The following is a 21,348-nucleotide window of genomic DNA, read 5'->3' as shown; positions in this document are numbered from 1 at the left end:
GAGCCGGAAGGCGTCGCGCGGCGGCTACATTTGATGATGCGTCAGCGCGAGGCATTGCGGCCGCTTTTTCTGGCGACGTGGGACACGCTCTCGAAGCAATTCGATGCTTCCGAACTCGAAGCCTGGGCCGGCGCAGTGCTCGAACTCGTCAACGTCAATGCTGGCCCTGCCTGCCTGATCGCCTATTGGGAGGCGAGCCGCAATGACGCGTCGACGCGCGAGATTGCACCTCTACTAGGCGCGGCGCAAATCGGCGCCGAAATCTGCCGCCATGCCGGTGCGCCCGCCGCAACCGCATCGTTGAACGCGCTGGCGGCCGCGCGTCGTAGCTTCGGAGGTGCGGCGCTGTCGCGATGGTGGCGCGCGATGGAGATGCTGGCGCGGCAGGCGCCAGAGTCCGTGCTACCGGCCGCAGGCCGCATGAGACAAATCCTCCTGCCCGGCACGATCGAGGCTTTCGAGGATTTCATCGCCGCCGGCCTGCGCTCAGCTGCCGGCGATCGCAACCGCCGTCTTGCCTTCTTCTCTCTGCAGGATGATCTGGCGCGCCGCATGATCGCCCGCGATCCCGGCGGCGTCGGCTTTCCCGATATCGAGGCCGAGTTGAAGGCCTTCACCACCGCCTTGTGGGGCGGGCTGCCGTTGCTGCGCGGCATGGCTGGCGACAGCACGGACAAGCCGCAACGCCGCAGCACCATTGCCGGTCCGATCATCCGGCTGCCGGAATCCTATCGCGGTGTGCAAGGCGCTGCCGCCCGGGCACTGTTTCGCGCCGCCGCAGCGCATGCGCAGGCTCATCTGGTGCTCGGACGTGCCCGCTTTCCAATCGGCACGTTGAAGCCGCTGCAGGTCGCCCTGGTCAACCTGATCGAGGATGCGCGCGTCGAGACACTCGCAATGCGCGCCTTGCCCGGGCTGCGCCGGCTATGGGCGCCCTACCATGTCGCCGCGCCCGACGGCGTGGCGACTGCGACGGTGCTGCTGGCGCGGCTGGCGCATGCGTTGTTCGATCCGGCCCATGTCGACGATGACGGGTTTGTCGCCAAAGGCCGCGCGCTGTTCGCAGCCGCGCTGCCGCGCATCGAGGATTCCGCGATCAGCCGCGAGATCGGCACGTTGCTCGGCAACGACCTCGGCCAGATGCGGGTGCAGTTCAATGCCAGGACCTATGTGGTCGAACCGGTGTACCGCGACGATGGCCTGGGACTGTGGGATTTCGACGAAGGCCCGCAGGCCCCAGACGACGTGCTGGACCTGTTCATCGATGCCATGCGCGTGGACGCACAGGAGAGTGCTGACGGCAGCAACCAGCAGGCCGAGCCTGGCAACGCCGAGGCCGGGATCGGCCGCGGTCGCCCCGTCGCGCCCGATGACCGCGGCACGGTCATCGCGCGCTATCCGGAATGGGACCGAGTCCATGGCATCGAACGGCCCGACTGGACCGTCGTACGCGAGGTCGCAGCCAAGACTGGCGATCCGCATGCGATCGAAGACGCGCTCGACGGCGCGGGAGCCGTGCGCAACCACGTCGCGCGCCTGGTGCGTGGCCTCCGTATCGGCCGCATCGTACGCTTGAAGCGGCAGCATGATGGGCACGATCTCGATGTCGATGCGATGCTGGACGCCGGCATCGCGTTGCGCAGCGGCCAGGAGCCCGACCCCCGCGTGTTCCGCTCATCGAAATCAGTGCATCGCGATCTCTCCGCGCTGCTCCTGATCGATATTTCTCAGTCGACATGCGACCGACTACCATCGGGCGCAACCGTTCTCGATATCGAACGCCTTGCCGTTGCGGTTCTCTCCGAGGCCATGGATCAGCTCGGCGACCCCTTCGGCCTGCTTGCCTTCGCCTCCGACGGCCGCGAGGATATCAGAATGACCAGTATCAAGGGCTTCGATGAGGCTTACGACCGGCCTTGCCGGGCGCGGCTGGCGGGGCTCAGCTCCGGCCTGTCGACCCGGCTCGGCACGGCATTGCGCCATGCTGGCAACGTGATGGCGACCACCTCGACCAGCCGAAAGCTTCTGATCGTGCTCACCGACGGGGAGCCGTCCGACATCGATGTCTCCGACTCGCTCGATCTCGTCGAGGATGCCAGACGCGCAGCGGTCGATCTCCGTAGTCGCGGCGTCGACGCCTATGGCGTCGTGCTCGGCACAGCCGGCATCGCCTCCGCCCCGCGCATCTTCGGACGCGGCAACACTATGCTAGTGCCCCGGGTTGAGAATCTGCCGGCACGGCTGTCGGAGCTCTATTTCCGTCTGGCGCGGCGCTGAGAATGGCTCCCGTCCGTTGCGGATTTCATCGCCCCCCGGAACGACCGGGACTTCGGTATCCCAGAGCTCGCCGAACCGGAAAATGGGAACAGGCATCACTTCCTTCGACGCGCCAGGGGGGCATCGAGTGCAGCATGGGCTGCGACATGGAACGACGCGTCGAGTGCACGTGCCAACACACCGCCATCCGGGGCAAGAATACGCGATACGAGGCCTGCACCGTTCGGCGCCAGCGAACATCCGGCCAGCGCGCCACAGCGGCCGGCGGCCTGCTCCATGTCGGCCAATGCCGGCAATCGGTCCGGCGGCGCAATCAGCACGAAGTTTGCCACAGCGGCCATCGGGCCCAGCGCCCCGTTGCGCGTTTCGTCGCCGTCGATCGCGCCGATGTCCTTCATCAGCAACCTGCCGCCCGGGCGTGATACGTTCAACCGGCTCTCGAAGCGCGCGAACGGCCTCGCCTTCGCTTTGGGATCGTGGACCGCAAAACCATCGGCGAGACACAGCACGGCATCGTCGGAAACCGCCGCTTCCGTTTCCAAGGTAAGATCGGCACCAGGAAACAGCACATAGGGATCGCTGGTCAAGGCGCAGAACGCGCCCTCTTCCACCCTCACAGCTTGTCGTTGGATCGCGCCGCTCGCGCGGCCGTCATGCACGACGGTCGCGGCCTGGGTCGTCATGTGAAACGCGGCTTGGTCACCAACGCACACGTCAAGCTTGATGCGGTCGCCGGCGTACAGACCGCCCGAGGCGGATTGCAGATAGAGCGTGAGCAGATCGGGCCTGGCCGCATCGAGATAGAACCCGCGGGTGATATGCAGGGGATAGCCGATCTGCTGACGACGCAAGACGCTGCGACCGCCAGCGCGATCGACGACCAACGCGCCGTCGAGCGAGCGTCCGGTCTCAGACCCGGAACAGGACTGCAGCAGAGATCGCATCGACGACCGCCTCCACACCGACGCCGCTCTTCAAATTGGTCGGTATCACCGGTTTCGCGCCCCGCACCTGCCGCGCATCCGCCAGCATGCGATCGAGATCGACGCCGACATGGGGCGCGAGATCCACCTTGTTGACGACAAGCAGGTCGCAACGCAGCAGGCCGGGCCCTTTCTTGCGCGGAATGTCGTCGCCGCCGGCGACGTCGATCACGAAGATCCACCAGTCGACCAGATCGAGCGAGAAGGTCGAGGCGAGATTGTCGCCGCCGGATTCGAACAGGATCAACTCCAATCCCGGGAATCGGGCCTCGAGCTCGTCCCCCGCAGCAATGTTCAGTGTGGGATCTTCACGGATCACGGTGTGCGGACAGGCGCCTGCCTCGACTGCCGAAACACGGGCAGGATCGATCAGTCCGGATCGCCGCAACCGCTCGGCATCCTCCTTGGTGACGAGATCGTTGGTGACGACGGCAAAGTCGATGTTGCGCCGCTGAAGCACCGGGATCAGCGCCTCGATCAGCGCCGTCTTGCCGGAGCCGACCGGGCCGCCGATTCCGACCCGCGCCGCACTGGCGCCGCCGCGGGCCTCGTTGTCAGATACACGCAGGGCATGGAGCATGGCTCACCTCAACATGTAGCGGCGGGCCAGCGGCAGTTCACGGGCCGGCTCGCAAGTTGCCAGCGCACCGTCGACGAACACGTCGAAGGTCTCCGGATCAACGGTGATGTGCGGGCATGCGTCGTTCCACAGCATGTCTCGCTTGCTCAATTTGCGTGTGCCTTGCACCGGCAGCAGCTTCTTCGCCAACCCGAGTTCGGCGCCCAGATTGCGCGCGAGCGCCAGAGGATGAACGAAGCAGGCCGACAGCGCCGACGCGGCCTTGCCGAACGCGCCCCATTGCGGCCGCATCAGGATCGGTTCGCATGTCATCAGCGACGCTGCGCTGTCTCCCATCGCGCCCCAGGCGATGAAGCCTCCCTTGATGACGAGCTCGGGCTTGATGCCGAAAAAGGCCGGCCGCCACACCACGATGTCGGCGATCTTGCCCGGCTCCAGCGATCCGACATGGTCGGCGATACCGAACGTTTTGGCGGCGTTGATGGTATATTTGGCGATGTAGCGCTTGATACGCGCGTTGTCGCCAAAGCCCGGCTTGTCCTCCGGCAACGCGCCGCGCTGGCCCTTCATCTTGGAGGCAAGCTGCCAGGTCCGGCAGATGACTTCGTGGATACGGCCCATGCCCTGGCTGTCGGAGCCCAGCATGGAGATCGCGCCGATGTCGTGCAGCACGTCCTCGGCCGCGATGGTCTGGGCACGAATGCGGCTTTCCGCAAAGGCGACATCCTCGGGAATCGCCGGATTGAGGTGGTGGCACACCATCGTCATGTCGAGATGTTCGTCGAAGGTGTTGACGGTGTAGGGATTGGTCGGATTGGTCGAGGACGGCAGGCAATGCATTTCGCCGGCGACGCGGATGATGTCGGGCGCATGACCGCCGCCGGCGCCCTCGGTGTGATACATGTGAATGGTGCGGCCGCCGATCGCTTCCAGCGTATTTTCGACGAAGCCGGATTCGTTCAGCGTATCGGTATGGATCTGAACCTGGAAATCGTAGTCATCGGCAACCTCGAGGCAGGTGTCGATCGCCGCCGGCATCGAACCCCAATCCTCGTGCAGCTTCAGCCCCATCACGCCGGTCTCGAGCTGCTCGACCATCGGCGCTGCCCGATGGGCATTGCCACGGCCGAGAAAACCGAAATTCATCGGCCAGGCCTCGGCGGCCTGCAGCATCTTTCCGGTGTTGAACGGTCCGCCGGAATCGATGCCGACCGTGATCGGTCCGAGCGAGCCGCCGATCATGGTGGTGATGCCGCTCGCGATCGCATGTTCGACCAGGCCTGCGCTGTCGAAATGCACGTGAACGTCGATGGCACCGGGGGTCGCGATCAGCCCCTCGCAATCCCGTACCGTGGTGCCGGTGGAGACGATCAGGTTCGGATCGACGCCATCCATGATGGCGGGATTGCCGGCTTTGCCGAAGCCGACGATACGGCCATGGCGGATACCGAGGTCGCCCTTGACGATCCCGAGCACGGGATCGATCATCAGCACGTTGCAGAGCAGGAAATCGAGCGCGCCCTCGGCGCTGGTGATCCCGGCCATGCCGATGCCGTCGCGCAGGGTCTTGCCGCCGCCATGCAGGCATTCGTCGCCATAGACCGCATGGTCGTGTTCGACCACGGCATACAGCGAGGTATCGCCGAGCCGGACGGCATCGCCCGTGGTCGGGCCGTAGAGGGCGGCGTAGTCACGCCGGTCGATCATCGCCACGTAGCAGTCTCCTTCCAGATTTCAGGCGCCCTTGAAGCCGCGCGAACGGGCTCGCGCCAGCGCCGCCGCTTGAACACCGGGATCGGACGCCGCACCATCGGTGAGATTGTTAAGTCCGGTCAAATGCCGGTCGCCGCCGAACTCGACCAGATTGACCTCCTTCGAGGCACCCGGCTCGAACCGCACCGCCGTGCCGGCCGGAATGTCGAGCCGCATGTTGATGGCGCTGGCGCGATCGAACTCGAGCGCCTTGTTGACCTCGAAGAAATGAAAATGCGAGCCGATCTGGATCGGGCGATCGCCGGTGTTGACTGCAGTCAAGGTCAGTGTGCGTCGTCCGGCATTGAGTGCGATCTGGCCGTCCTGCGCCAACACGACACCCGGACGTTCGGTGTCGGCCTCCGTGCCCGGGGCGGGCCGGATCGGCTCGTGCACCGTGACGAGTTTGGTACCGTCGGGGAAGACACATTCCACCTGGATGATATCCATCATCGCGGCGATGCCGGGCAGCACGTCCGCAGACGACAGGACGGTCGAACCATAGCCGATCAGGTCGGCGACGGAGCGGCCGTCACGCGCGCCCTCCAGGATCTCGTCGGTGATGAACGCAACGGCTTCCGGATAGTTCAGCTTCAGTCCGCGGGCGCGGCGGCGGCGCGCCAGCTCGGCGGCATTGAAGATCGTCAGTCGCTCCAGTTCGGTTGGCGTCAGCAGCATTCGAAATCACCCTCAATTGGCGAACAGCCGCAGATCGGCCTGGGCGTGCCGTGCCGCGGCAATATCGAGGAAAGGCACGAAACTGGACAGTTCGACGTCATCCGGAACCTCCTGAGCAGCGAGTTGCTCGATCAGCGGCAGGCATCGCTGCAGCACGCCCTGCCCTTGCAGCGCGCCTATCGCACCCAGCCTGATCGCGGCGGTGATCACGCCGGACGCCGCCGTATAGCCGGAGCAGAGTTGCGCCAGCGCCTCGTCCAGCCCGAGCTCCGACCACACCGCGCCCTGCATGACGGCGATATGTCCAAGACAATTCCCCGCCTGCACGTCATCGCGTAGCGCGATTGCCAGTGGCTGCCCCAGCCGTGCGTGCGAAGCAAGATAGGCCCCCCCATTGCGGCGCGAGCCCGTGCGCAACGACTCGATCAGCGTGGAGGCCTCGACCTCGCGATCGACCGCCGCGATGGCTTCCAGATCGCCCCCAGCACGATACGACCACAGCAATGCGACCCTGTCGTAGCTGGCCCAGCGCTGCTTCAACATCGCAGCGACCAATGCCTCAAAGTCGCCCAAAGTCATGTCGCGGCCAAGCGCGAGAGCGCCCTCGATCCCATAGGAAAACGCGAAGGCTCCGCTGGGAAACGCGCCGTCCGCCTGCCAGATCGCCTGCAAAACCGGGAGCATGACTCAATGATCGTGATGATGGTGATGGCCACCGCGGGCGCCGCCAGGCTGCGGCGGCTCGAGGGCTTCGACCGCATCCGCAGTATCTTCATCGAGTATCGTGACCCCGACCCGGCGGGCGCTGATCAGGTTTTCCAGGCGCGCCGTGTAGTCTTCCGGCCGGCCTTCCAGTGCGACCAGCAGCACCTCGCCGCCAAACCGCACCCGCCAGTGCAGATTGCCGACGTGGTAGCCGAGCTCCACGGCGTCGGCGATCGAGCGCGGCTCCAATCGCAACCAGCGCTCGGTTGCGGCGCGGACCACGATCGCACGGTCGGGCTCCAGCAGCAGCACGGCGCCATCGAAGAGCTTTTCATGACGAGGCAAGGCGATCGCCAACTCTTCACCGCCGCGCGTGGTGATCAGGAGACGCCGCCGCGCCAGATCGGTCGCCGGTACATTGGCGATATCGACCGCCCCCTCATGTTCAAGACGGTGAAGCGCCTCGGACAAAGCGGGCTCGACCCGGCTCCCCAGCACGCGTTCGATGCGCAGCATCGCAGATACCTCGCGAATTTCATGATCAGGCAGGATGGGCGGCGGATATCAATCCGCTGCCACCGACGATAGGCGTCCTAGCGGTGCGCCACCTTCTTGTTCGGGATGCCCTCGATCGGACATTCCTCGGTCCCCACCGTGGTGCGCGTGAAGGACTCGACCATCTCCCGCGTGCCTTCCGGATCGGCGATCCACTTGGCGTAGAAATCATACGGGCAGGCCGCAACGCCGCGATCACCCTCGCCGGAATTGATCATCCCCGTGTAACCGCGATGCACCAGCTTGAAGAGATGGTTCTGCGACTGGCCGTTCTTGCGGGCATCGCGGATCAGCGACTTCGACAGCTGGGCGTAGTTGACGCCGTACTCTTCCTCGCCGCATTCGCCGAGCGTCCGGCCGTCGAAGCCGATGATCGCGGAATGGCCGAAATAGGAATAGACGCCATCAAAGCCCGTGGCGTTGGCGACCGCCACATAGACATTGTTCGCCCAAGCCATTGCCTTGGCCATGATAACCTGCTGGTCCTTGGCCGGATACATATAGCCCTGGCACCGCACGATCAGCTCGGCGCCCTTCATCGCGCAATCGCGCCAGATCTCGGGATAGTTGCCGTCGTCACAGATGATCAACGAGATCTTCAGCCCCTTGGGGCCCTCGGAGACATAGGTGCAGTTGCCGGGATACCAGCCCTCGATCGGCACCCAGGGCATGATCTTGCGATATTTCTGGACGATCTCACCCTTGTCGTTCATCAGGATCAGGGTGTTGTACGGCGCCTTGTTCGGATGCTCCTCGTGGCGCTCGCCGGTGAGCGAGAATACGCCCCACACCTTGGCCTTGCGGCAGGCCTCGGCGAAAATCTCGGTTTCATCGCCCGGGATCACCGAGGCCGTCTCGTACATCTCCTTGGAATCGTACATGATGCCGTGAGTAGAGTATTCCGGGAAGATCACCAGATCCATGCCGGGAAGACCGGTCTTCATGCCGACGACCATGTCGGCAATCTTGCGGGCGTTATCGAGCACCTCCGCCTTGGTATGAAGGCGCGGCATCTTGTAGTTCACGACGGCGACGCCGATCGTGTCGTTGCTTGACGTGATATCACCGTGCAGCATCTTGCTCTCCTTTAAGAAGTTCTTGCAGCCTCAGCTCACACCGCCATATGGCGGTGAACCATCTCGTCGGTCAGTTCGGAAATCGCGCCGGCCACGACCACACGTCCCTTCTCCATCATGGCGAAGCGATGCGCGGCGCGGCGCGCGAACGAGACGTTCTGCTCGACCAGGATCACGGTGAGGCCCACCTCCCGATTGAGGCGGATGATGATCTTCTCGATCTCCTCGACGATCGACGGCTGGATGCCTTCGTTCGGTTCATCGAGCAGGATCACCTTGGGATCGGCGGCAAGCGCACGGGCGATCGCGAGCTGCTGCTGCTGCCCGCCCGACAGCACGCCGCCATTGCGAGTCAGATTGTTCATCAGATAGGGAAACAGCTCGGCGACCAGTTCCGGGATCTCGCGCTTGCCGTCATGCCGGGCGAACGAGCCCATCAGGATGTTTTCGCGGATCGTGAAATCCGGAATGATCTCGCGCCCTTGCGGCACATAGGCGATGCCGGCCCGCGCCCGCTGGAAGGTCGGCTCCTTGCCGATCTCACGCTCGTTCAGCCTGATCTGCCCGTCTATCCGGTCGGTCAGGCCCATCAGCGTCTTCAGCAGCGTGGTCTTGCCCGTGCCGTTTCGTCCTAGCACCGCCGTAACCTCGCCGTCAGGCACCTCGAGGCAGACGTCGTGCAGGATGTGGCTGCGATCGTAGAAACTATCGACATGCGAGAACGCCAGCATCAGGAAATCCCCTTCGAACCGAGATAGGCTTCCTTCACTTTCGAATTCGTCTCGATCTCCGTAACGCTACCCTCGGCGAGAACCTGGCCCAGGTGCAGCACGGTGATGCGTTCCGCGATCTCGCGCACGAAGGCCATGTCGTGCTCGACCACGATGATGGTGTGGCGGCCCCGGAGGTTGTTGACGATCAGGGAGGTCTTGTGCGTCTCCGCCTGGGTCATGCCGGCGGTCGGCTCGTCCAGCAGGATGATCTTCGGATCCTGCGTGATCAAAAGGCCGAGTTCCAGCCATTGGGTCTGGCCGTGACTCAGATAGGCCGCAACGCGGTCGGCTTCCTCGGCCAGCCCGATCAGTTCCAGCACCTCGTCGACCTTCGCCTTGGCCGGAAAGCCGAAGCCGAGATTGGCGAATACGCCGGGGTTCCTGCAGCTCGCCACTTCGAGATTGCGGCGGACCGTGAGCTCCTTGAACACGCTCGGAATCTGGAACTTGCGGCCGATGCCGGCGCGCGCAATCCGATGCTCCTCCCAATTGGTGATGTTGGTATCATGCAGAAAGACGCGGCCTTCGGTCGACTTGGTCTTGCCCGAGATCAGATCCATCAGCGTGGTCTTGCCGGCGCCGTTCGCGCCGAGCAGAACCCGCAACTCCCCCTCCTCGATGATCAACGACACGCCGTTGACGGCCTTGAAGCCCTCGAAGTCGACGCCAAGCCCGTCGATGGTCAATGCTGCCTGCGCCATGGGCTACTCCGCGAGCTGTGAGGTGGCGTCGCGGACACGCAGCGCGGGCGACGCACCCGGCGTCTTGCGCGTGACCGCGCGATCAATCAGGTCGTGAGCAAGGCCTGCAATCCCGCGCGGCAGATAGAGCACGACCAGCACGAAGATCAGTCCGATGATGGCCTTCCAGGCCTCTGCAAACCCTTCGGTCTCGCTGACGGTCGCCGAAATCATGTTGATCGCGATTGCGCCGATGCAGGCGCCGAGGATCGAGGCGCGGCCGCCGACCGCGGCCCATACCACCATGGTGATCGAAAAGCTCAAATCCATGAAAGTCGGCGATGCGAATTCCGAAACGATGACATAGAGCATGCCGGCGAAGCCCGCGATGGCCGCCGAGACCGCGAAGAAAAAGGTCTGGTAGGCCGGCACGTCGAAGCCGAGATAGCGGGCACGGTTCTCGTCGTTGCGAACCGCCTGCAGGATCACGCCCGCGCGGGTGTCGATGAGCAGCCGCGCTGCAAGCAGCACCACGCTCAGCGAACCCGCGATCAGGTAATAGGTCGGCACGATATAGGGATCGAATTCGAACTCGCCGATCTTGAACCAGCCCAGATCGGTCAGGCCGTTGAAGCCGTTCGTGACCGGCTGGGCATCGATCATCACCAGCCGGACCAGCAGCACCAGCGCCAGCATGATGATGGAAACGAACACGCCGGAGATTCGCTTGCGGAAGACGATGAGGCCGACCACCACCGCCATCAGGACCGGAAGGATCAGACCCATGGCAAAACCGAACCATTGGCTCTGAAATGGCAGCCACAGGAACGAGGCCTTGGTGATGCAGCAGAGCTCGGTCTTGGCTCCCGGCTCGGCGTTCCACAGCATGAAATCCGGCACCGGCTTGTCGGAGCCCTGCTGCAGACTGGTGGCGCTGGCCAGCTTCAGCGACATCGCCAGCATGTAGGCTCCGGCGCCGAAGAACAGTCCCTGGCCGAGGTTGAGGATGCCCGCGTAGCCCCAGGACAACGCGACTGCGATACCGAGCATGCCGAACACGAGGTATTTGGCGATGCGATTCAGCCAGAACGGGTCCATCACCAGCGGCACCAGCATGATCAGGATCACGAAGCCGGCGTAGATCGCCCAGTCGATGCGGCGCTGCGACGACATCTCAGCGCCCCTTGAGGGCGAACAGGCCCTTCGGCTTGAGAATGATGATCGCGATCACCACACCGAACACGACCGCGCGTGCCAGGATATCGTTGGTCCCGGCGGCAACCACACCGTTGATCTCGCCGAGAATTCCGGCCGACAGCACCGACCCGAGCAGACTGCCGACACCGCCCATCACGACGACCATGAAGCCGTCGACCACCATCGGCGTGCCCATGTCCGGAAACACCGTCTTGAAGCCGGACATCATCACGCCGGCGACGCCGGCAAGGCCCGAGCCGAACGCGAAGGTCAGCGCGTTGACGCGGTCGACATCGATGCCGCAGGCTGCGGCCATCTTCGGATTGCGGATGATGGCGCGGACCTGGGTGCCCGCGACGGTGCGGTAGATCAGGAACCAGGTGGCGAGCGCAAGGACCGCGGTAACGAGGATGATGAAGGTCCGGTAGCGATTGATATCGGCACCGGCAACATGAAGAGTTCCCTGCAATATCCCGGGTACATCGACATTCTGCAGGCCGGGGCCAAGTCCCTGGATGTGAATGCCGAAGAACGAGAGCCCGAACTCCAGCCGCACGGCCTGCTGGATCAGGATCGCGACGCCCCAGGTCGCCAGCAGGGTGTCGAGCAGCCGCCCGTACAGTTTGCGTACCACGATGCGCTCGATCAAAAGCCCGAGCAGCGCCGTCACGATAAAAGCGAGCGGGATTGCAACGAAGATGTTTGTCCCGAGCCAAAGGCCCGACAGCACCGTCACATAGGCGCCGACCATGACCATCTCGCCATGCGCCATGTTGATAACGCCCATGGCGCCATAGGTGATCGCAAGGCCGAGGGCAACCAGGAGAAGGATCGAGCCCAGGCTGAGACCGATGAACAGAACTTCGAGCATGGCAACACACCTCATCATCCATCGCACGGGAAGACCGCGCGATGGATGGGGTTTCCTTGACGTCAGGTTTTCAGCTTGCTTGCGTCGAGCCCCTTCGACGTGCAGAAGAGGTTCGTCGGCGTCTCGCCATAGGCGACATAGGGCAGCGGCATCACCGGCTCCTTGTAGGCGTCGATGATCTTGCCCTGACCGTCCGGTTGCCACTGCGCGATGCGCGGGGTCAGGTAGGTGTGCAGGTTCTCTGCTTCGATCTTGACGTGGCCGTTGGGCGCGTCGAACTCCTGGCCCTTGACAGCCTCGCGGATCGCAACCGGCGTGACCTCGGCGGCCTTCTCGACCGCCTGCTTCCACAGGAAGACCTGGAAATAGGACGATTCCAGCGCGTGGTGCGTCACCGCCTTCGGATCCTTCACGAAGGCCCGATAACGCTCGATGAAGGCCTTGTTGCGGTCGGTATCGATTGCCTGGAAGTAGGGAAACGAGGTGTACGAGCCGACGGCGTAATCGGCGCCCATCGCCGCGATCTCGATCTCGGAGGTCACGGTCGCGCAGATCGGAAGCTTGTCGTGGGTGAGACCCTGGTTCTTGTACTCGCGGTAGAATGCGATCACGGAGTCGCCGACCACGTTGGACAGCACGACGTCGCAGCCCGAGTTCTTGATCTTGTTGACCATCGAACCCCATTCGGAATGGCCAAGCTCGAGATATTCATCGGCGACCCATTCGCCGCCGTTCTTCTCGATCAGAATCTTGGAGACCTTGGCCATCTCGCGCGGATAGATGTAATTCGATCCGACGATGAAGAACTTCTTCTTGCCGAGCGTCTTGATGATCCAGGGAATGAAATTCGAGAGCTGCTGGTTCGGAACGGCGCCGGTATAGACGACGTTCTTCGAGCACTCGAAGCCTTCGTAATAAGTCGGGTAAAAATAGAGGTTGTTGCGTTTCTCGAACACCGGCAGCACGGCCTTGCGGCTGGCCGACGTATAGGAGCCAAAAACGGTCGGCACACGATCCTGGATGACGAGCTTCGAAGCCTTCTCGTTGTAGGTCTTCGGATCCGACGCGCCATCCTCCGCGATCGCCGCGATCTTCATGCCCTTGACGCCGCCCGCCGCGTTGATCTCGCTGATCGCCATCATAGTGGCATCGTGCAGCGACTTCTCCACGATCGACAACCCGCCGGTCAGCGAGAACAGCACGCCGACCTTGATCTCGCCCGCGGCATGAGCGCCCGTCGAAAACACCCAGGGGGATGTGATCAACGCGCCGCCCGCCAAAGCGCTGCCCTTCAGAAATTTACGTCTATCAACTGCCATTGCACACTCCCCATTAGCTTCAGACACAGATCTCCGATCGCACCGAAGTACGCTGCTTCCGTCGGACAATCGCCAAGACTCAAGCGGGCGTCGTCACACGAAGGTGGCGACAACACCACGCGCCCCGAAAAACAAAAAAGCCCGACGGACCCTCGCGGGTCCTTCGGGCTGCTCAGCCGGAGCCGAACCAGCATCATCGATGGTTCGGCAAAGTCGCGATAGATTTTCTCTTCACGACGGACGAAAGCTAATCACCTTTGGCGCGATATTGCAACAGCTCGTTTGCGTGAATGATGGCGGAGGCCATGTCGTCCATCGACAAGCGCTTCGACATGGCTTGTCGCCGGATGCTTTCGTAGGCATCAGCCTCGCTCAATCCTTGGCCATCCATCAGGATCGCCTTGGCCTTCTGGATACGTTGAATGCCCGCGAGCTTGCGTTCGAGCTTGCGTACACGCTTGTCGGCTTCACGACGTTCCATCCAAAGGCTGCGCGCAATGGTGATGTTGGTCAACAAGCCGAACGGCCGGATCGGACGCTCGATGACGGCGACGGCGCCGAACTCGAGCACGAGTTGCAGCGTCGACGGATCCTCGTAGGACACGACGGCGATCAGGGTCGGCCGACGATTGACGTCGGATTTCAACAGGCGCTGCATTTCGGTCCGCATGTCGTGCTCGATCGCGAGCAGAACGATGTCGGCCCCTTCCTGCCAGCTTTCCGGCACCGGCCACTGCATCTCCACCATGCAACCGATGCGACGCAGATGCTCGACCAGCTTGGTCCGCTCCGAATCCGGCGGATGCACGACATGAACCCTCAGACCACGCAGATCGCGGAGAATTTGAATGGCCACGCCCGGTTCTCCGTCCAACTAGGCAACCATGGGGATCATGGACGAATGAGTTGCTGGTCATCGACGGACCAATCGTCGAGTCTCTGCACGACACAATAGGGATCCGGTTTCACGCGCACACCTGGATTCCACACGACCTGAAATCGGCCGTTTCGATCCAGCCGCGCGATCCGCGGCCAAAGATAGGTGTGGTTGTTTTCGGGATCGACACGCACTCTTCCCTGCGGCGCATCGAATTCGAAATCCCTGAGATTGCCAAGCACCTGTTCCGGATCGTCGGAGCCGCACTTTCCGACTGCACGCATCGCCAGATGCACCTGGAAGTAGGACGCTTCGGCGCCGGCCGTCACGGGCGCGTCGTCTCCGTATTTTTGCTTGAAGCTCGAGACGAAACGCCGCGCAGCCGCCGAGGACAGGGTCTCGAAGAACGGTGCCGCGGTGATGTGTCCCTCGGCAACCTCCGCGCCCATTTCGGCAACTTCCGCCTCGTTGGTGGCGAGACTTGCTATCGGCATGCGCGCGGGGTCGAAGCCTGCCGCCCGATAGGCACTGTAGAACGCCGCAGTGCCGGACCCCACCACGGTGGAGAAGATCACCTCCGGCGAGGTCTTCTTGATCCGCGCAATGACCTTGTCGAAATCCCCCTGGCTGGCCTGCAGCGGCACATAGATCTCGTCGAGCACCTTGCCTTTGCTCTGCACGACGAAGTCCGCCATCAACCGGTTCGATTCATAGGGATAGACGTAGTTCGAACCGACGAGCAGAAAGCGGTTGCCGTAGGTGGAAAGCAGGAAACGTGCAAGCTGGATCGAGTTCTGGTTGGGTGCCGCGCCGGTGTAAATGCAATTGCGCGAATACTCGAACCCCTCGTATTGCGTCGGATAGAACAACAGGCCGCGGTGGCCTTCGACGACCGGAAGCACGGCCTTACGCGTGCTGGACATGTAGCAGCCGAACAGGATCCTGATGCGATCGAACTGAAACAGCCGCTCGGCAAAGGCGCGGTACTTCTTCGGATCGGAAGCGGGATCGTAGATTACGGGTTCGACCGGTCGGCCGAGGACTCCGCCATTGGCATTGATCTCTTCGATCGCGAGCAAGGTCGCATTCAGCTGCGTGCGCTCGATGGCCGACGTCACGCCGGTCTGCGAGAACAGCACGCCAACACGCCAACTGTCCGAATGGTCTTTGGCTGACACCATCAAATCACGATCGTTGGCTGCATCCGTCAACGCCGCCCCTCTTCTCGCGGTGCCATATCGCGCCCCTGCTGCATCTCCAGTCTATGATGAATAATGGGGATGACGTCAACGCCCGGTTCACGGCCCGCAACGACCTTGGACACGACGCATTTCGTTCGGACCTCAACAGTCCAGGGTGTTGTCTCGCTCCCATTGGGTCAGATGGCGGGCGTAGTCGTTCCACTCCTCATGCTTCAGCTTGAGATAGGCCGGTACGAACTCCCCGAGATGATCCCGCAGCACGCTCGAATGTTCGAGCGCTCGCAAGGCATCGAGCAGGTTCATCGGGAGCCGCTTGGCCGAGGTCACGGCGTGCCCGTCGGTATACATGTTGATGTCGAGCCGCTTTCCGGGATCTCGCTTGTTGCTGAGGCCGTCGAGTCCGGCGGATAGGACCGCGGCCTGCAGCAGGTAGGGATTGGCGGCACCGTCGGCGAGCCGCAGCTCGAAACGGCCGGCCTCGGGAATTCGGATCAGGTGGGTTCGGTTATTTCCGGTGTAGGTGACCGAGTTCGGCGCCCAGGTCGCGCCCGAAACCGTTCGCGGCGCGTTGATACGCTTGTAAGAATTGACCGAAGGATTGAGGATAGCGGCCAGAGCGTCGGCCGAATTGATCACGCCGCCGAGGAAATGATAGCCGAGCTCGGAAACGCCGAGGTCGCCGCCTTCGTCCTCGAACAGGTTTCGCTCACCTTTCCACAGCGACACATGCACATGACAACCGCTGCCGGTCAGCGAGATGAATGGCTTCGGCATGAAGGTCGCGCGGAGGCCATGCTTCTCGGCGATGGAGCGCGCCATGTATTTGAAGAAAGCATGCCGGTCGGCCGTGACCAGCGCCTCGTCGAACTGCCAGTTCATCTCAAACTGGCCGTTGGCATCCTCATGATCGTTCTGATAGGGCTGCCAGCCCAGCTCCAGCATGGCGTCGCAGAGCTCACTGATCACATCGTAGCGCCGCATCAGGGCCTGCTGATCATAGCAAGGCTTTGTCTGCCGGTCGGCGGTATCGCAGACTTCGCGGCCATCCTCGGTCAGCAGGAAGAACTCGCACTCCACGCCGGTCTTCATCGTCAGGCCGGCGTCCGCAGCCTCCGCGATCTTGCGCTTGAGCACGTTGCGCGGCGCGTGCGCAACCGGCTTGCCGTTCATCCAGGGATCGGCGGCCAACCAGCCGACCTCGCGCCGCCATGGCAACTGGATGAGCGTATCGGGATCCGGCACGGCAAACAGGTCCGGATCGGCAGGCGTCATATCGAGCCACGTGGCGAAGCCGGCAAATCCCGCGCCGTTCTTGGCCATGCCGTCGATCGCCGCAGCCGGCACCAACTTGGCCCGCTGCACGCCGAACAGATCGGCATAGGAGATTAAGAAGTACTTGATCCCCTTCTCGCGCGCTATATCCGAAAGCTTCGTCGACATCGTTGTCTCCAGGCTACTCGTCGTTGAGCAGGTTCACGCCAGATCCGTCTTCGGATCGTGATGACCCGGTATCCACGAAGTTCCGGCCAAGGGGACGCGCGCCATCGCCGCGGCTTCGAGCGTCAGCGCCACGAGGTCCTCGGGCTCAAGATTGTGCACGTGGCTCTTGCCACAAGCACGGGCGATGGTCTGGGTTTCGAGTGTCAGCACCGAGAGATAGTTTGCAAGACGCCGGCCGGCCTTGACCGGGTCGAGCCGTGCGGCAAGCTCCGGGTCCTGCGTCGTGATCCCGGCGGGATCGCGTCCGTCCTGCCAGTCGTCATAGGCCCCTGCAGTGCTGCCCAATTTCCGATACTCCTCTTCGAGACCGGGATCGTTGTCGCCGATCGCGATCAGCGCGGCCGTCCCGATCGAGACCGCGTCCGCTCCCAACGCGAGCGCCTTGGCCACATCCGCGCCGTTGCGGATGCCGCCCGATACGATCAGTTGGACCTTGCGATGCATGCCGAGATCCTGCAAAGCCTGTGCCGCGGGCCGGATTGCAGCGAGGATCGGCAACCCGACATGCTCGATGAACACATCCTGCGTCGCGGCGGTGCCGCCTTGCATGCCATCAAGAACAACGACGTCGGCACCGGACTTCACCGCGAGCGCCGTATCGTAGTAGGGCCTGCTGGCACCGACCTTGACGTAGATCGGCTTTTCCCAGTCGGTGATCTCGCGCAATTCCTCGATCTTGATTTCGAGATCATCCGGTCCGGTCCAATCCGGATGCCGGCAGGCCGAGCGTTGATCGATGCCTTCCGGCAGCGTCCGCATCCTGGCGATACGCGGCGAGATCTTCTGGCCCAGCAGCATGCCGCCACCGCCAGGCTTGGCTCCCTGCCCGATCACGATCTCGATCGCATCCGCGCGCCGGAGATCGTCCGGGTTCATACCGTAGCGCGACGGCAGGTATTGATAGACCAGGATCGACGAGTGCCCGCGTTCCTCGTCAGTCATGCCGCCGTCACCGGTCGTGGTCGAGGTCCCGACTGCGGACGCCCCGCGTCCCAAAGCCTCTTTCGCCGGCGCCGACAGCGCACCAAAGCTCATGCCGGCGATCGTGATCGGAATCTTCAACTCGATCGGCTTGCTGGCAAAGCGGCCGCCCAGCACGACATTGGTGCCGCAGCGCTCGCGATAACCCTCCAGCGGATATCTGGAGATCGACGCGCCGAGAAACAGCAGGTCATCGAAATGCGGCAGCTTGCGCTTGGCGCCGCCACCGCGGATGTCGTAGATGCCGGTCGCTGCCGCGCGCTGGATCTCGGCGATGGCCTGCGGATCGAAGGTCGCGGAAAATCGCGGCGGGGTGGCGGCTTTCGGACTCTGTGCGCTCATCGGGAAGCCGTCCTGCCTCAGTAAGCATCGACGTTGTCGATGTGGAAATGATAGAGCTTGCGGGCCGATCCATAGAGCCGGAAACCGTCTGGGCCGCCGTCCGAACCGGCCGGCAGCCCCGCCCTCTCCAGCACTCCGCGAAGAATGACCTTGTCCTCGTCCGACAACGGCTTCTCGATGCAGTCTGCACCGAGGCTTGCCACCGATCCGCGCACGAAAAGCCGCGCCTCGTAGATGGAATCGCCGAGCGCCTCGCCGGCATCGCCGAACACGACGAGAGTGCCGGCCTGCGCCATGAACGCACTCATCGGACCGATCGAGCCTTTCACGACGATATCGATGCCCTTCATCGAAATGCCGCAACGCGCCGACGCATTGCCCTCGATAACCAACAACCCGCCAACGCCGGTCGCCCCAGCCGCCTGGCTGGCGTCGCCCTTCACCCGGACCTCGCCGGAAACCATGTTCTCGGCAACCCCGACGCCGGCATTTCCATCGATGACGATGGTGGCAAGCTTGTTCATGCCGGCGCAGTAGTAGCCGACATGCCCCTTCACCTCGACGGTCACGGGGGCATCGAGACCGCAGGCGATGGCATGCTTGCCTTGCGGATGCTCGATCACCCATCGCGTCTCGTTCGTCTCCGGCGTGAGCCGATGCAATTCGCCATTCAGTTCACGGACGCTGCTTTCCTCGAGATCGACCGAACGCATCAGCGCAATTCCCATGCGTAGACCCTGGCCGGCTCCGGCTCGAAGACCCGCGCCCTTCCGGCATCGGGAAGTACGGCGAGCGCGCGATATTCCGATCCGAACGCGACATAATCGTCGGTCTCCGCCATGACGGCTGGCTTGCAACTGATGGGGTCGCGGAGCACCGCGAAACCACTCTCGGTTCCGACCACGAAGGTGAAGAACCCGTCGAGATCGGCGAGACTGTCCGTCAATGCCTGCTCAAGCGACGCGCCCTGCTGCATGCGCCAGGTGAGGAAACCCGCGGCAACCTCGCTGTCGTTGTCGGTTTCGAACGTCAGCCCTTCCCGGCTGAGCAAACGCCGTACGCCGCAATGATTGGAGAGCGAGCCGTTATGAACCAGACACTGGTCCTTTCCGGTCGAGAACGGGTGCGCGCCACGCGTCGTGACGGCGGATTCGGTCGCCATCCGGGTGTGACCGATGCCGTGCGTGCCGCTCATTCCCGACAGTTCGAACCGCCTGGCTACTTGCTCCGGAAGCCCGACCTCCTTGAACAACTCCATTCTGGCGCCCACGCCGGCCAGCGTCACGCGACCGTCGCGCGCGATCAACAACCGCACCTCTTGTTCACGCGCCAACGGCACCGAGACCACGGCGTGGGTGTCGTGAAAGACGGCGTCCAAATCGCCCGCGCCCGCCTTGCCGAGAGCCGCCACCGCCTCGCGAATCTCGGCGGCCGATGCTGCGCGCAGCGTAAGCTTGACGTGATCCGCTTGCTGACTGCCGTAGACCGCAAACCCCGCGCTGTCGGGACCGCGATCGCTCATCACGCCGAGCATGGCCGCAAGATGAAACCCGAGTTCAGGATACAGCCCCGGGTTCTTGAGGAATAGACCGACAATACCGCACATGCCTGCTCTCCATCGGGCGAACCATGCATAACGTTTCGCGCGGACGGCTGTCAACTATAGAGAACAATGTTTTCTTGTCAGGAAATATGGAATAGTGTGGTCCAGGCTCGGCTTCCATCAACCCCAATGCGATCCTGTCCATGCACTACTCGATCTTCAGTCTCGCTCATCAAGCCCTGCTCGGCCATCGCGGCTGGACGGCGGCTTGGCGCGACGCCAGCCCGAAACCGTCCTACGACGTCATCGTCATCGGCGGCGGCGGGCACGGCCTTGCGACGGCTTACTATCTCGCGAGACATTTCGGCATCGCCAACATCGCCGTGCTGGAAAAAGGCTGGATCGGCTCCGGCAATGCCGGCCGCAACACCACGATCATCCGCTCGAACTACCTGCTGCCCGGCAACAATCCCTTCTACGAATTCTCGATGCAGCTCTGGGAGGGCCTGGAGCAAGATCTGAACTACAACGCGATGGTGAGCCAGCGCGGCGTGCTGAACCTGTTCCACTCCGATGCGCAACGCGACGCCGCAGCCCGCCGCGGCAACGCGATGCGGCTGCATGGCGTCGACGCCGAACTGCTCGACCGGACCGCCGTCCGGCGCATGCTGCCGTTCCTCGATTTCGACAATGCCCGATTTCCGATCGAGGGCGGCCTGCTGCAGCGACGCGGCGGAACGGCCCGTCACGACGCCGTCGTATGGGGCTATGCGCGCGCGGCCAGCGACCGCGGCGTCGACATCGTCCAGAATTGCGAAGTTACCGGGATGATCCGTGAGGGCGATCGCGTCGTCGGCGTGGAAACGACGCGCGGGACCATCCGCGCACCAAGGGTCGCGCTTGCGGTTGCCGGGAATACCTCGCGGCTGACGGCCATGGCCGGCCTGCGCATGCCGATCGAAAGCCACGTCTTGCAAGCCTTCGTCAGCGAGGCCGTCAAGCCGTTGATTCCGGGCGTCGTCACCTTCGGCGCAGGACACTTCTATATCAGCCAGTCCGACAAGGGCGGCCTCGTGTTCGGCGGCGACATCGACGGCTACAATTCCTATGCGCAGCGCGGCAATCTGCCGACCGTGGAGGATGTCTGCGAAAGCGGCATGGCATTGATGCCCATGATCGGACGGTTGCGGATGTTGCGCTCATGGGGCGGCATCATGGACATGTCCATGGACGGTTCGCCCATCATCGACCACACGCCGCTTGACGGACTCTATCTGAATGCCGGCTGGTGCTATGGCGGGTTCAAGGCCACGCCGGCATCCGGCTGGTGCTTCGCCCATCTGATTGCCCGCGACGAGCCGCATCCAGTGGCACGCGCCTTCCGGCTCGACCGTTTCGCGAGCGGCCATTTGCTCGATGAAAAGGGCCAGGGCGCCCAACCCAATCTGCACTGAAGG

Annotated in this window: 20 protein-coding genes; 2 read left to right on the top strand and 18 right to left on the bottom strand. The window is 63.2% G+C overall.

Going from position 1 to position 21,348, the window contains the following annotated elements:
- Positions 1–33 precede the first annotated feature (33 nt).
- Positions 34–2,277, top strand: coding sequence for a nitric oxide reductase activation protein NorD (locus tag AC1RQP_RS39415; protein ID WP_492943134.1), 2,244 nt, complete (start codon positions 34–36; stop codon positions 2,275–2,277).
- Positions 2,278–2,372: 95 nt separating this feature from the next.
- Here the strand turns inward: AC1RQP_RS39415 and AC1RQP_RS39410 are convergent, their stop codons facing one another.
- The 18 genes from AC1RQP_RS39410 to AC1RQP_RS39325 all read right to left on the bottom strand — a co-directional run bounded on the left by AC1RQP_RS39410 (position 2,373) and on the right by AC1RQP_RS39325 (position 19,954).
- On the bottom strand, positions 2,373–3,221 hold the full coding sequence (locus AC1RQP_RS39410; protein WP_492943041.1) for an urease accessory protein UreD: 849 nt from the start codon (positions 3,219–3,221) through the stop codon (positions 2,373–2,375).
- Positions 3,187–3,840, bottom strand: coding sequence for an urease accessory protein UreG (gene ureG / locus AC1RQP_RS39405; RefSeq protein WP_492943039.1), 654 nt, complete (start codon positions 3,838–3,840; stop codon positions 3,187–3,189). Before ureG ends, AC1RQP_RS39410 begins: the two co-directional genes overlap by 35 nt.
- Before the next feature lie 3 nt (positions 3,841–3,843).
- Complete coding sequence (gene ureC / locus AC1RQP_RS39400) at positions 3,844–5,553, bottom strand: urease subunit alpha (protein WP_492943037.1); 1,710 nt, start codon at positions 5,551–5,553, stop codon at positions 3,844–3,846.
- Between the two features lie 21 nt (positions 5,554–5,574).
- Positions 5,575–6,270: an urease subunit gamma gene (locus AC1RQP_RS39395; RefSeq protein WP_492943035.1), complete on the bottom strand. Its 696-nt coding sequence runs from the start codon at positions 6,268–6,270 to the stop codon at positions 5,575–5,577.
- Between the two features lie 12 nt (positions 6,271–6,282).
- A complete protein-coding gene (locus AC1RQP_RS39390) occupies positions 6,283–6,954 on the bottom strand; it encodes an urease accessory protein UreF (RefSeq protein WP_492943033.1) in 672 nt (223 codons plus the stop codon).
- A gap of 3 nt (positions 6,955–6,957) precedes the next feature.
- Positions 6,958–7,491: an urease accessory protein UreE gene (gene ureE, locus AC1RQP_RS39385; protein WP_492943031.1), complete on the bottom strand. Its 534-nt coding sequence runs from the start codon at positions 7,489–7,491 to the stop codon at positions 6,958–6,960.
- 77 nt (positions 7,492–7,568) lie between these two features.
- On the bottom strand, positions 7,569–8,606 hold the full coding sequence (locus AC1RQP_RS39380; protein ID WP_492943029.1) for an aliphatic amidase: 1,038 nt from the start codon (positions 8,604–8,606) through the stop codon (positions 7,569–7,571).
- A gap of 35 nt (positions 8,607–8,641) precedes the next feature.
- Positions 8,642–9,337, bottom strand: coding sequence for an urea ABC transporter ATP-binding subunit UrtE (gene urtE, locus AC1RQP_RS39375; RefSeq protein WP_492943027.1), 696 nt, complete (start codon positions 9,335–9,337; stop codon positions 8,642–8,644).
- Entirely contained in the window at positions 9,337–10,080 is a 744-nt protein-coding gene (urtD, locus tag AC1RQP_RS39370; protein WP_492943025.1) for an urea ABC transporter ATP-binding protein UrtD, read from the bottom strand. The genes urtE and urtD overlap by 1 nt, the downstream gene beginning before the upstream one ends.
- Positions 10,081–10,083: 3 nt before the next feature.
- The gene (gene urtC, locus AC1RQP_RS39365) at positions 10,084–11,232 is read right to left on the bottom strand and encodes an urea ABC transporter permease subunit UrtC (protein WP_492943023.1); all 1,149 of its coding nucleotides are present in this window, start codon (positions 11,230–11,232) and stop codon (positions 10,084–10,086) included.
- A 1-nt stretch (position 11,233) separates the two neighbouring features.
- On the bottom strand, positions 11,234–12,127 hold the full coding sequence (gene urtB, locus AC1RQP_RS39360) for an urea ABC transporter permease subunit UrtB (RefSeq protein WP_492943021.1): 894 nt from the start codon (positions 12,125–12,127) through the stop codon (positions 11,234–11,236).
- 62 nt (positions 12,128–12,189) lie between these two features.
- On the bottom strand, positions 12,190–13,446 hold the full coding sequence (locus AC1RQP_RS39355; protein ID WP_492943019.1) for an ABC transporter substrate-binding protein: 1,257 nt from the start codon (positions 13,444–13,446) through the stop codon (positions 12,190–12,192).
- Between the two features lie 247 nt (positions 13,447–13,693).
- Positions 13,694–14,302, bottom strand: a complete 609-nt coding sequence (locus AC1RQP_RS39350) for an ANTAR domain-containing response regulator (RefSeq protein ID WP_492943017.1) — start codon at positions 14,300–14,302, stop codon at positions 13,694–13,696.
- A 35-nt stretch (positions 14,303–14,337) separates the two neighbouring features.
- A complete protein-coding gene (locus AC1RQP_RS39345) occupies positions 14,338–15,504 on the bottom strand; it encodes a transporter substrate-binding domain-containing protein (RefSeq protein WP_492943015.1) in 1,167 nt (388 codons plus the stop codon).
- Positions 15,505–15,666: 162 nt separating this feature from the next.
- Positions 15,667–16,965: a type III glutamate--ammonia ligase gene (gene glnT / locus AC1RQP_RS39340; RefSeq protein ID WP_492943013.1), complete on the bottom strand. Its 1,299-nt coding sequence runs from the start codon at positions 16,963–16,965 to the stop codon at positions 15,667–15,669.
- A gap of 33 nt (positions 16,966–16,998) precedes the next feature.
- A complete protein-coding gene (locus AC1RQP_RS39335; RefSeq protein ID WP_492943011.1) occupies positions 16,999–18,348 on the bottom strand; it encodes an FMN-binding glutamate synthase family protein in 1,350 nt (449 codons plus the stop codon).
- A 17-nt stretch (positions 18,349–18,365) separates the two neighbouring features.
- The gene (locus AC1RQP_RS39330; RefSeq protein WP_492943132.1) at positions 18,366–19,061 is read right to left on the bottom strand and encodes a protein glxC; all 696 of its coding nucleotides are present in this window, start codon (positions 19,059–19,061) and stop codon (positions 18,366–18,368) included.
- The gene (locus AC1RQP_RS39325) at positions 19,061–19,954 is read right to left on the bottom strand and encodes a class II glutamine amidotransferase (RefSeq protein ID WP_492943130.1); all 894 of its coding nucleotides are present in this window, start codon (positions 19,952–19,954) and stop codon (positions 19,061–19,063) included. Before AC1RQP_RS39325 ends, AC1RQP_RS39330 begins: the two co-directional genes overlap by 1 nt.
- Before the next feature lie 140 nt (positions 19,955–20,094).
- On the opposite strand from AC1RQP_RS39325, the gene AC1RQP_RS39320 reads away from it, so the two are divergent.
- Entirely contained in the window at positions 20,095–21,345 is a 1,251-nt protein-coding gene (locus AC1RQP_RS39320; protein ID WP_492943009.1) for a sarcosine oxidase subunit beta family protein, read from the top strand.
- Positions 21,346–21,348: the final 3 nt, after the last annotated feature.

The sequence above is a fragment of the Bradyrhizobium sp. GW821-FHT13H06 genome (assembly GCF_058803975.1).
This window is presented reverse-complemented; position numbering and strand designations above follow the sequence as displayed.